Raw genomic sequence first — 11,994 nt, 5'->3', positions numbered from 1 at the left:
TTGACTGACACACCGCTTTCGCGAGCAAGCCCGCTCCCACATTTTTGATCGGTGTTACAGCCAGAAACTCACGGCATACCACCCAAGAACACCCATCACCACCGTATACGGCAACGCCATCCACACCATCCTCCCGTACGACAGGCGAATCAGTGGTGCAATCGCCGACGTCAGCAGAAACAGAAACGCCGCCTGGCCATTCGGCGTCGCCACGCTCGGCAGGTTGGTGCCGGTGTTGATCGCAATCGCCAGGGTCTCGAAGTGTTCACGGCTCATGTGGCCGGAGATGAATGCCTGTTTCACTTCGGTGATGTAGATGGTCGCGACAAACACGTTGTCGCTGATGGCTGACAGCAAGCCGTTGGCAATAAACAGCATGCCCGGTTGCTGATCCGCCGGCAGCGCCAGCACCCACTGGATCAGCGGGGTGAACAACTGTTGATCGTGAATCACCGCCACCACCGCGAAAAACACCACCAACAGCACCGTGAACGGCATGGCGTCCTTGAACGCATTGCCGAGGCGGTGCTCGTCAGTAATGCCCGTGAACGCTGTGATCAGCACGATCACCATCAAGCCGATCAGGCCCACTTCAGCAACGTGGAAGGCCAGGCAGCCAATCAGAATCAGTGCCGCCAGCCCCTGAACGATCAGTGCCGCGCGTTGGCGCGAGGTGCGTTCGGCGTTGTCTTCGGCGGCATAGTGGGTCAGCACGGCGCGCACGTTGTCCGGCAGCAGCGCGCCGTAACCGAACCAGCGCAACTTCTCCAGCAGCACGCAGGTCAACAGGCCCGCCGCCAGCACCGGCAGTGAAACCGGGGCGACTTTCAGAAAGAATTCAGAAAAGTGCCAGCCCATTTCGTGACCGATCAGCAGGTTCTGCGGCTCGCCGACCAGGGTACAAACGCCGCCCAATGCAGTGCCCACGGCGCCGTGCATCAACAGGCTGCGCAGAAAGGCGCGGAACTGTTCGAGGTCAACGTGATGGAGTGTTGGAAGGTGCTGGTCATCGCCATATTCACTGTCCTGACGCGGATCATTGCCCGAGGCTACGCGGTGATACACCGAGTAGAACCCCACGGCCGCGCTGATGATCACGGCGGTCACGGTCAAGGCGTCGAGAAAGGCCGAGAGAAACGCTGACAGAAAGCAGAACATCAACGCCAGCAACGCCTTGGAACGAACCTCGAGCAGCAGACGCGAGAACAGAAACAGCAGCAGTTCTTTCATGAAGTAGATACCCGCCACCATGAACATCAGCAGCAGGATCACCGGGAAGTTGTGCACCAGTTCGTCATACAGTGCCTGGGGTGTGGTCATCTTCAGCAACAGCGCTTCAATCAGCAGCAAGCCGCCCGGCATCAGCGGGTAGCATTTGAGCGCCATGGCCAGGGTAAAGATGAATTCCACCACCAGCAGCCAACCGGCCGCCACCGGACCCACGGTCCACAGCACCAGGGCGTTGAGAATCAGGAAGCCGACAATGCTGGCCTTGTACCAGCGAGGTGAGTGCCCGAGAAAATTATGCGCGAACGCCTGGGCCATTGAGCCGGACATCGGCTGCTCCTTGCATTAAGAAGCGCGCAAGTTGCCGTAAGCCGAAGGGAAGATCAAGCGCAGGAAATGTCGAAGTGCCTATCCCAGATACCGCGCGACGATTGCCCGGTAGTTGCCATCCAGTGAAGAGCCGCCTACGACAATATTGCCATCGGCCTGCACGGCCAGCGAGGTCGCGGTATCCGGGCCGCGACTGAGACGGTTGCGGGCCCAGCCGTTGCCATTGCCAAAGCTGCAATCGAGCTGTCCGTCGGGCAGATGCCGGGCCAGAATGAAATCGGCTTCGACACCACCGATCGTAGCGCCAACAGTCAACACGCTGCCGTTCGCAAGGACCTGGCCGGCGGTCCACTGGCAGCCGCAGTGGCCAATTTTCAGCAAGTGCGGCTGGCCGCCGTTGCAGTGAATGTCCGGGCGACCATTACTGTGGACCTTCAGGGCCATGCACTGCATCGGGTCGCGGGTACTGCCAAAGCACTGCAAATCGCCGTTGTCCTGCTGGACGATCTCGCTGACCTGAGCGTGACGTCCCTGTGCCATGAAACTCATGAAGCCATCCACGGCGAAACTGTCGTCCAGGCTGCCGTCGCTGTGATAGCGCGCAAGCAGACCTTCTTCAGGAAAATTGATCGAGCCGCCCACCAGAATCCGGCCGTCAGGTTGAACCAGCAGGCTGCTTAGCCAGGTGTTCATCAGCAGGTGCCTGACCAGCACGAAGCCGCGACCGTTGAAGGTGTCGTCCAGTGAGCCATCGGGGTGAAGCCGTACCAGCACGCCTACATGATCGGCCAGCTCGAAATGATGATTGGTCAGCAAAAGGATTCGCCCGTTGTCCTGTACACAGACATCACACGCCTCGGCCCCCGGCACGCCAGGTGGCAAACAGGCATTGCGCACGCCTTGGGAAAGATTGCCCGGCAGGCGCACGACACAGCGGCCGTTGTTGCCAAATGACTGGACCAGTTTGCCCTGCTGATTGAAAAGCGCGAAGGCGGGCAGTGTCCGATGCGCATTTTCATAGTGCAGGCCGGCCACCAGAATGCGCCCATCGGCCAGTAGCAGGACTTTGCCGGCCATGGCCTCGAAGCCGGGTTCGAACTGGCTGATGACGCTGCCTTGTTGGCCGAAGGCCAGGTCCGCCGAGCCGTCCTTTAGCAAGCGTGCCAGGCCAAAGCGGCTGCCACCCGGGGTGCCGACCTTTGCCGCTATTAGAAACCGTCCCGCTGAATCAATCGCGATCCCATTGGCCATGCTGGAGGTGCTGCCAGCGAAATAAACTTGGGTTTTGCCGGCGCCGGCAAAGGACTCGTCGAGTTTCCCGGCGTCGTTCAGCGTCGCGGGTAAGGCAAAATCGCTCTGGATTGACATGCACGCATCTCTTTGCGAGTCGTCGTGATTCAGGAATAGGGGAAACATTCAACGCCTGAATGGCCAGATCCACAACTGACTGAACTAACAGACGGAGGGTCGCTTTGTGCCAGAACAGTGTCTTTTCGAACCACTGAAAAGCCGGCCAATTAATTGACCTTCGCAAGTTCGACCAAGCGGATGTCGCCAGTGCTGGCGAATAAGGCCAGTGAACTAACGATCGAGGGAAGGGTGCGGATTACCGGAAGTAATCCGCAAACCGCTTTAGTGCGGCATCGACCACGATTGCAGCGTGTAACCTTCCTGGCTCAGCTCTTTACGGGCTTCTTCCAGAACATGTTCAAGTTGCGCAGGATCGGTGTAGGCGCTGCTTGGAATCTGCGTGCGGCCAATGCAGGTATTGGTGCGGTCGATGACGGTCAGGCTGAGTTCGCCATTGCCGTCTTGTGGGGCCCAGGCCACGCATTGAAAAGGCTGGAATGCGCGGTCGGCAATCAGAAGAGCTTCGTTGATACGGAGCGGGGCGGTCATGGGATTTTCTCTCTGTATGCCCAATCAAGTGATGTGCCGTCGGTTGGGCTTACCGTTCGGCTGGTTACTTGTACTGATGCCCGCAACCGGTGTGTGGGTCACATACAATTAAAAGAAATTTCAACTTTCTATCATCGGTTCAGGGTTCTGGCAGGCATTGAAAGCTGAATGAAAGGTTTGACTCGTTAGGTAACTAACAAAGTGACTTCTTATAACTGCTTCCGCGACATTCCTATAGTCAATCGGTACAAGCCATCGTCAAATTATTGCTAATGTTACAGTCGGGTCTGCCAAACGACTGTTTTTAATAATATTTCCTACAATTTGGCGCCAAGGAACAGTCATGATCGAAGCGCCTGCGTTACGACGTCTGTTAGTGGTGGACCCTTGTGACGACTGCCATCGTCTGCTGCCGGGGTTGCGTGCTGTAGGTTGGGACGTTGATAGCTGCACCCTGGAAAATGCCGGCGACCGAACCTGTGACGTCGGTCTGTTGCGTTTGCAGCCGTTTCATCTGGAACGCCCCGAGGCCGTCAAGGAGTTGATCAGCCGCAGCGGCACCGAGTGGATCGCCGTGCTCAACCAGGAAGTCCTGCGGCTGCAAAATGTCGGGGACTTTGTCTGCGAATGGTTTTTCGATTTCCACACCTTGCCGTTCGATGTGTCCCGGGTTCAGGTGACGCTCGGCCGGGCATTCGGCATGGCGCGCTTGCGTGGCCAGGGCACGGTTCACATCGATCAGCCCGAACACGAGCTGCTCGGCGACAGCAAGCCGATTCGCGAACTGCGCAAGCTGCTGAGCAAACTGGCGCCCACCGAGTCTCCGGTGTTGATTCGCGGTGAGAGCGGGACCGGCAAAGAACTGGTCGCCCGCACCCTTCATCGACAATCCCAGCGGCACAGCAAACCCTTTGTCGCGATCAATTGCGGCGCGATTCCCGAACACTTGATCCAGTCCGAACTGTTTGGCCATGAGAAGGGTGCTTTCACCGGCGCCCATCAACGCAAGGTCGGGCGGATCGAAGCCGCCAACGGTGGAACCCTGTTTCTCGACGAAATCGGTGACCTGCCGCTGGAGCTTCAAGCCAACCTGTTGCGGTTCCTCCAGGAAAAACACATCGAGCGCGTAGGCGGCAGTCAGCCGATTCCGGTGGATGTGCGGGTGTTGGCGGCGACGCACGTTGACCTGGAAGCCGCCATCGAGAAGAAACGCTTCCGCGAAGATTTGTACTACCGGCTCAATGTGCTGCAAGTGGTCACCGCGCCGCTGCGTGAGCGCCATGGCGATCTGTCGATGCTGGCCAACCACTTCTCCCATTTCTACAGCCATGAAACCGGCCGCCGTCCGCGCAGTTTCAGTGAAGACGCGCTGATTGCCATGGGCAAGCATGACTGGCCGGGCAACGTGCGTGAACTGGCCAACCGGGTACGCCGGGGGTTGGTCCTGGCCGAGGGGCGGCAGATTGAGGCCCGCGACCTGGGGCTGATCAGCCAGCAGACGATCGCCGCACCGATGGGCACCCTCGAAGACTACAAGACACGCGCCGAACGCCAGGCGTTGTGCGATGTATTGAACCGCCACAGCGACAACCTGAGTGTCGCCGCCCGGGTGCTGGGCGTGTCGCGGCCAACCTTTTACCGACTGCTGCACAAACACCAGATCCGCTGAACGCAAGATCAAAAGATCAAAAGATCAAAAGATCGCAGCCTTCGGCAGCTCCTACGTTGGAACGCATTTTTCTGTAGGAGCTGCCGAAGGCTGCGATCTTTTGATCTTCAGACAATAAAAAATCCCGCTACGATCGAAGTCGCAGCGGGGCTTTGGTTGTAGATCAGAAGTAGTACGGGAATTTCAGGCTGAAGGAAAAGTCTGGCGCGTCGTCGGTCAGGCCGATGGCCAGGTTGGGAACGATCGTCAGGTTATCGGTGGCTGCCAGGGTCATGCCGATGTTGAAGTTGGCCGCGTTGTAATCGCTGTTGGAAATCGATTGCCAATCGCCGCCGTCGGGCTTGATCTTGCTCTTGCGGGCGAACTGATCGGTGAAGGAGAACGACATACTCATCTTCTCGTTCAAGGCGAATGCAATGCCGGCGCCGATCTGCCAGGAATCGCCCAGTTTCACGTCCCCTTTCACCTTGGAGCCGACCTGAGGGCTGATGTCGCTGAAAGAGTCTTCCAGGTTGTAGGTGTAGGCCAGGGTGCCGAACAGCACGGCCGGGTCGAAAGTCTTGACCAGCGAAATCCCCGGGGTGATCGACCAGACACCATTGCCGGTAGGCAAGTCCTCGGGTACCGCGAGGTTATCGTTGTTCGGGTCTTCGACCAGCTTGATGCCGTAAGGGTCCTCACCGGTCGGTGCCTTGATGCGCAGTGTAGCGACCGCGTCGGGCAGGTTGACCGACTCATCCAGAAACTTGTAAGCAACGCCAACGTTCACGTCCCCGATAGTCGGGTCGCGGGTAACGGTTGCGTCCGACGTCACCGGGCCTGCGCCACCGGCGCCACCGGAGGAATACGTTGATTCGCGATAAACCACGGGGGCGTTAATGTCGAACTGCCAGCGTTGTGCCAGGTTGTAGCGGGCGGTCAAGTCCAGGGTCCAGTTATCCGCCTTGATACGGTCGAGGTTGATGTTGCCGAGAAAAATCGAGTCCAGTGCCAGGAAGCCGTTGAGCGTTAATGCACGGGTATCGAAGTGCGTGTAGGTCAGGCCGGTTTCGACGCTGAACTTGCCGCCACCGAAGAAGCCGCTGGCTTCGTCATACAGGTTGGAAACGCTTTGCGCAGGCTCGGAATCATCCTTGAGCGATTGGCCGTATGAACTGCCCGTGGTTCCCGGCGCACCGGCCGTCACTGTCTGACCACCCCTCGGTTCGGCAGGGGATCTGGTCAGGCGTTTGGGAGCAGGTGTCGCCGGTGTTTCTTCTACTTGGCGAACGCGCTGCTCGAGTACCATCAGCGCGTTCTGTTGTGCTTCGTAACGCTGTTTCAACACCATGAGTTCTTGTTTTAACGCTTCGACCTGGGGGTCCGGTGCTGCGTATAGCAATGTGGCCGGCGCCAGGCTGCTCAAACAAACGATAGCTCTGAACGTTAAAGATCGGTGCATGGGTTAGCCGTCCCTTTCTGAGTACATCTGATGAGACTGAGCGTAGATCAGAATCCGAGAGCGCGAAGACCTTTGAGTTGATCCAGGTTGCCGTTCAGCGAACCGGCAGACGGCAGGTTATCGCGCAGCACAACGTTGATCGACATTATGTTGCTGACCTGGTTGCCCCCCCCGAGCAAGGTCGCGTTTTGCATAAGCCCGCCCTGGGCGAGGCGCTGCGCGGTGCTACCCTGGTTGTGGTTGGCCACAATGTTGAGCTGCACGCCCGCGCCGGTAGAGGAAATGCTCAGTGCCCCGGCACTGTTGGAGTGGGTTATGGTTGTACCCGTGTCCAGCGCTTGCCCTTGGGTGTCCATCTGTGGTGCCTGGCTACCTTTCTGGACGTTGAGATCAACGTTGTTGTAAGCGCTGTTGTTGTCGCCGGCAGCGCGCACAACTTGAGTGACGCCCTGGGTAGTGCTCAAACCGTTACCGCCGCTGACGGTACCGGTGCCCTGAGAAACCGCCGAGCCATTACCGTTTTGGTCGATCATCGACACATAGAACTGTGGCTTGATGGTCGATTGTTGAATTTGCATCGAGGACGTTGCCCCGATCACTTCACCGTTGGCATTTTGCCAAGAGCTGGTCATGACAACCCCGAAACTGATGATCCGTCCCGGCATGACATAGCGGCCTCGCAGATTCGCCAGCTCCGAATCCTTGAGTTCAATGGGTTGGAACGTCTGTGCGTAGGTCGGCAGGCTGGCGGCCAGGCAAACCACGGCCAGCCAGATTGGAGTCTTCATTAGATGCTCCCGGAGCGTCGTGCTCCCTTTTTATTAGAAGAAGTCGCTTCGGATAAATCCGAAGTCCAACAACTCTGCGTCTTGTACCGGGCTGAAGGTGTCGAGGCGGTTCTTGGCGGTCAGTGGCAGGGGCGGGTCGAGCAACGCATTGGTTTTGTCGTAGCCCTGGCCAATGACGGCAAAGATGATGCCGTTCCAGCCTTTGACAAAATCGTCGACTTTGTAACGTTTATGACCGAGTACCGGATCTCCGATGTATACCCAGCCCTTGTGGACTTTTTGCATGACTACAAAATGTTTGTAGCCTCGGATATCCATGAGGACCACAACCGGAATTCTGATATCGCTCAACGTTTCCGGCGCTACCCGGTAGCCACGGGCTCGCATGCCGATACTTTCCACGTAACGCTTCATGTCGAGCATGGAGAAGCCCTGGACGCGGACAAGATCTTGATCGGAGTGTGCCAGCATGCCTTCGATGATCTGTTCTTCATTCACGTCAAGCCAATAGGCTTGGCGCAATATGGTCGCCAGCGCAGCTGCGCCGCAACTGAAGTCGGTTTTCTGTTGCACCAGGTCGGCAAATTTACGCTCGCGTATGCTCTGGATCGGCTTATACACCACTGCGCCGCCCGGCAGGACGGAAAGCGGCAGTTGTGCAGCCTCGATCACACTGGCCACGCAAAGCAAAAATGCCAAGGCGATAATGCGCATAGTGGGACGCCTTCTGGTTGTGTTGAAAAAGGCCCCCGTAAGGGGGCCTCAAGAGACAACAATTAGAACGACTGGTTGGCAATGGACAGCGAGTTGCTTTGTTGGTTACCCACACCGGCAGCCACGTTGACGCCCAGGTTGCCACTGCCGCCATTCACCGAACCGCTCAGGGTTGCAGTGTTGGTCACAGGGTTAGCCCAGCCAGTTGGAGTCAGCACTTGATAGGAATAGGTGTTGCTCAAATCAAATGAACTGCTCTCACTGTAGCTTTTCGATACGTCTTTCGAAGATTCAGACGATTTCGAGCCCGATTTTTCGAACGAGGAGTCGAACGATTTCGCGAACGATTTATCGAACGATTTTTCGAACGATGAATCTTTGGAGCTTGATTTCGATTTATCGATCGATACATCGAGCGATGCGTCAAGCGATGCGTCGACACTCACACTGCGGCTGTGCTCGTGACGACCTTTATCCCAAGTAACAGTCTTGGAAGCATCAAGGTCAGCGTTCACATCAACGTTCAAATCAAAACTGCTGCTAGAGCTCCTGTCCGAGCTCTTGGAACCGCTCACATCAAGACTCTTGGAACCGCTCACGTCAAAGCTCTTAGAACCGCTCACTTCAAAGCTCGAAGATTTGCTCTTATCAATGTGCAACTCGGATGACTTATCTTTAGAGAAACTACCGCTGGCCGTTTTGGTTACCGTAAGTGTATCCACGCGATACGTCCGATCAGCGTTGTTGATCACAACCAGACCAGGACCGTCTTGATCGGCAGAGGCGGTGGCTGTTGCGTTACCCAGCGGGGAATGGGAGTTGGCAATTGCCATGGTGTTTTTCTGTTGGTTAAGGTCGCCGCCAGCAATGTTGATCCCCATATTGCCTTCGCTGCCATTGGCCGATCCGCTCATCACGGCAGAGTTTTGGGTGGAGTAGTTAATGACCTTGTTATTGTTGCTGTATTGCCGGACTCTAGCGTTGGCATCGGCATAGCCGAACACGAAGGTGTTATCGACACTGGAGTCGGCGCCAGCGTTTGCGATGGCGGCCGCGTTGTCTTGTTGGTTGCCGTTGCCTGCAGCCACGTTGATGCCGACGTTGCCGCTGGAGCCGTCGGCAGAGTCGCTCATCTCGGCTGAGTTCTCAGTCCCTTCGTTGAGGATGAAGTTGCGGGTACTGCTCTGCTTATCCCACGCATTGGCAGTCGCGTAGACAGGGATTTTTTTTGGAGGAGGGGTGTGATGACCGTTGTTATGATGGCCATTGTGGTGGCCATCGTGACGCCGATCGTTCTGCCCAGCTTGTACAGCAACAGCCATGACCGCAGCAATTGCGAAAACCAGAGGCTTGAGTGCCATCGAAGGTTTCATGGTGATTCTCCGTACTTATTTTAGGTTAAGTGTTGGTTCCTACCTGTTTGGGTCAATCCGCGACCCGTACGCTCAGGGTGTTGGCCGTTCGGTTTCCCACCCCGGCGCTCTGATTCAACTGAATTACCCCACGGCTACCGGTGAAAGCCTGGTCGCTGGTAGTGACCTGGCGATAGCCGGGTGCAGAGTCAGTTGGATCGGAGTTGTTGATCAGCGCCACGTTCTGTTGCATGAGGACGCTGTCGTCGATACTTTGCGGCTGTTTGCTGATACTTATCCGCAGGGCATTGGCTTGCTGATTGCTGGCGCCCGCGCTCTGGTTGACACCCAGTACGCCGTTACCGCGGCTGAAGGAGTCGCCTTGAATGCTGGCTTGAGCATCGATTCTGGGGTCGACTTGCGAACGCAGGCGTTGGCGAATCTGAGTGGTCGCGCTGGCTCCATGGCCAATGGCGATGGCCCGGGCGTTAGCCTGTTGCTGCTGATCGCCCGCAGCCTGGTTGACCGCGAAGTTGCCTTGGTACTGCATGCCCGAACCGTCAATTTCGGCGTTATTGATGACGGGAGGTTGGGCAAAGGTCGATGCACTGCAAAACATGGCGATAATCAGCAGTGAGCGATTCATCTTAACGGTCTCCCGTTATGACTTTCAGACCGCCCAGGCCTCGCTGGACGCTTGAATTGACCAAGTTGGAAATACCGTTGCCCGAACCTCCCGAACGCCCGGCGGGGAGGTTGGAAAGCTGGGTCTGAGTGGTGATATTGCCGCCCAGGTTAGTGTTGCCTAAATTGATCAGGCGGGAGATACCTGCACCACTGGCAACGTTGGCAAAGTCGCTGTCGTTCAGCTCGTTCGTTTGCCTGAGGATATGTTGGGTCGGGTTGGCATTGGCGGTCGTGGGGTTAGGGTCGGGAGCCACCGGCGCTTGCACCGCGTTTCGCGTTTGGACATCACGGATGATAATAATGATGCCGTTGTCAGCCTGTACGGGCAGGCTGACACTTGAGCCCAGTGCGCATCCGATCAGGAGGAGGCAGGTACAGCCTTTATTGAAAGTCCCCACGGCGGCAAATCCTTCTTTTTGTGGGCTGGCCCTAGTCAGCGATGTGAAGGAGAGAGCGAAAGCTGTGCCGTATTTTGAATTTTGTTTTAATTCAACGGGTTATAGAGTTTGTCCGGGAGGGCAGTGTCGGGGCTGTTTCACGTCTGAGACAGGCGCCGGCGATTGCGACCAATAAAAGCGGTTGCAATGCTCTAAATCAAGGGTTTGCGCCGAGGTGTATTACGTACTTAACAGGTGGCGGGCGAAGTTGGTGCAGCCGTTGAAACGGCCTGTTTGGGGCAGGCTGGGTGTAACAGGTATGGACACTTTTCCCCCAAAACAGGGGCTTTGCTGGGTGAAAACCCCCTGAAACCGGGTCAGGGTTCCAGCAGCAGTGTGACGGCTTGCAGTGCCTGCAGACGGCGCTCCGCCCAGTTTCCCTGCAACACTTGAAAAGGCTGTTGATGGGTTTCCAGCCATGTCCGGGTTGCGTCGAAAAATGCCCGGCGCTCACTCAAATCGGGTTGGCAGCGCTGGCCATCGTCCGTCCAGTCGACCTGTTCGGGTGACAGCAACAGGTGCAAGTCATACTGGCGAGCCAGCAGTGCCTGCTCAATCCACGCGGGGCAATCGCCAAACAGGGTCTGGCTCCAGAGGATGTTGCTCAGCAAGTGGGTATCGAGAATCAGCAACGGCGATTGCCGGGCGCGGGCCTCGTCTTCCCATTGCAGTTGCCCGCGGGCGATGTCCGGGATGTCGGCCAGGCAGGTATCCCGTGGGTTTTGCTCGATGAACCAACGGACATATTCGTCGACCAGCAGCCCGCCGAAATGCGCTTGCAACTCGGCGGCGAGCCAGCTCTTGCCGCTGGATTCGGGACCGGTAAGCACCAGGACTTTCATGTGCGCAGCGCCGGGTCGGCGCGCCATTCTCGCCAGCCTTGTACGGCAATCAGGGTAAACAACGCATAGAGTCCGGCGGTCAGGTACATGTCCTTATAGATAAAGAGCCCGACGAAAATCACATCCAGGGTGATCCACAGTGGCCAGCATTGAACGCGCTTTTGCGCCATCCAGACCTGCGCCACCAGGCTGAAGCCAGTCAACGCCGCGTCGAGCCAGGGTTGGGCGGCATCGGTCCAGTGCGCCATGGCCGCGCCGAGCAACAGACTGCCGAGGGCACCGACGGCCAGGCCTGACACGATCGATTCACCCTTGAGTTGGCTCACTTGCCGCCCTTGCCGTGCTGCCCCCGCGCGCGTCCATTGCCACCAGCCATAGAGTTGCAACGCGGCGTAGATCACCTGCAACAGCATGTCCGAATACAGCTTCACTTCAAAAAAGACCCAACTGTAAAGCGACACCATGACCAGGCCGATCGGCCAGCACCAGGGGTTCTGTTTGACCGTCAACCAGACGGCAATGACACCGAGGGCGGCGGCAAACAGTTCAAGCCCGGACATGGCGGTTCCTTGGGGAAATCGTAGAGGGGGCGGATTGTACCGGGATTG

The 11,994-nt window shown here is 57.3% G+C and carries 12 protein-coding genes; 1 reads left to right on the top strand and 11 read right to left on the bottom strand.

The annotated features are described in order from the left end of the window. Positions 1-54: 54 nt before the first annotated feature. The 3 genes from nhaB to ACYZTL_RS03820 form a co-directional block, all read right to left on the bottom strand. Positions 55-1,557 (bottom strand): sodium/proton antiporter NhaB, encoded by a 1,503-nt coding sequence (gene nhaB, locus ACYZTL_RS03830; RefSeq protein ID WP_461950651.1) that lies wholly within the window; start codon positions 1,555-1,557, stop codon positions 55-57. 78 nt (positions 1,558-1,635) lie between these two features. Then, positions 1,636-2,925, bottom strand: coding sequence for a hypothetical protein (locus tag ACYZTL_RS03825; RefSeq protein WP_461950650.1), 1,290 nt, complete (start codon positions 2,923-2,925; stop codon positions 1,636-1,638). A gap of 264 nt (positions 2,926-3,189) precedes the next feature. Beyond that, complete coding sequence (locus ACYZTL_RS03820) at positions 3,190-3,456, bottom strand: hypothetical protein (RefSeq protein ID WP_461950649.1); 267 nt, start codon at positions 3,454-3,456, stop codon at positions 3,190-3,192. A 343-nt stretch (positions 3,457-3,799) separates the two neighbouring features. Between ACYZTL_RS03820 and ACYZTL_RS03815 the strand changes: the two genes are divergently transcribed. Next, a complete protein-coding gene (locus ACYZTL_RS03815; protein ID WP_461950648.1) occupies positions 3,800-5,125 on the top strand; it encodes a sigma-54 dependent transcriptional regulator in 1,326 nt (441 codons plus the stop codon). Between the two features lie 163 nt (positions 5,126-5,288). Here ACYZTL_RS03815 and ACYZTL_RS03810 read toward each other — a convergent pair whose 3' ends face one another. The 8 genes from ACYZTL_RS03810 to pnuC form a co-directional block, all read right to left on the bottom strand. Beyond that, positions 5,289-6,566: a coiled-coil domain-containing protein gene (locus tag ACYZTL_RS03810; protein ID WP_461950647.1), complete on the bottom strand. Its 1,278-nt coding sequence runs from the start codon at positions 6,564-6,566 to the stop codon at positions 5,289-5,291. Between the two features lie 47 nt (positions 6,567-6,613). Beyond that, a complete protein-coding gene (locus ACYZTL_RS03805) occupies positions 6,614-7,354 on the bottom strand; it encodes a hypothetical protein (RefSeq protein ID WP_461950646.1) in 741 nt (246 codons plus the stop codon). A gap of 33 nt (positions 7,355-7,387) precedes the next feature. Further along, complete coding sequence (locus ACYZTL_RS03800; RefSeq protein ID WP_461950645.1) at positions 7,388-8,068, bottom strand: C39 family peptidase; 681 nt, start codon at positions 8,066-8,068, stop codon at positions 7,388-7,390. 62 nt (positions 8,069-8,130) lie between these two features. Further along, positions 8,131-9,441, bottom strand: coding sequence for a heme utilization protein (locus tag ACYZTL_RS03795; RefSeq protein WP_461950644.1), 1,311 nt, complete (start codon positions 9,439-9,441; stop codon positions 8,131-8,133). Between the two features lie 52 nt (positions 9,442-9,493). Beyond that, on the bottom strand, positions 9,494-10,066 hold the full coding sequence (locus tag ACYZTL_RS03790) for an adhesin (protein WP_461950643.1): 573 nt from the start codon (positions 10,064-10,066) through the stop codon (positions 9,494-9,496). A gap of 1 nt (position 10,067) precedes the next feature. Next, positions 10,068-10,505, bottom strand: coding sequence for a hypothetical protein (locus ACYZTL_RS03785; protein ID WP_461950642.1), 438 nt, complete (start codon positions 10,503-10,505; stop codon positions 10,068-10,070). A 356-nt stretch (positions 10,506-10,861) separates the two neighbouring features. Further along, entirely contained in the window at positions 10,862-11,386 is a 525-nt protein-coding gene (locus ACYZTL_RS03780) for an AAA family ATPase (RefSeq protein WP_461950641.1), read from the bottom strand. Continuing rightward, positions 11,383-11,946, bottom strand: coding sequence for a nicotinamide riboside transporter PnuC (gene pnuC / locus ACYZTL_RS03775; protein ID WP_461950640.1), 564 nt, complete (start codon positions 11,944-11,946; stop codon positions 11,383-11,385). The genes ACYZTL_RS03780 and pnuC overlap by 4 nt, the downstream gene beginning before the upstream one ends. Between the last annotated feature and the right edge of the window lie 48 nt (positions 11,947-11,994).

The sequence above is a fragment of the Pseudomonas sp. LB3P81 genome (genome assembly GCF_054897965.1).
The sequence above is the reverse complement of the archived record's forward strand: the minus strand, read 5'-3'. Positions and strand labels throughout refer to the sequence as shown.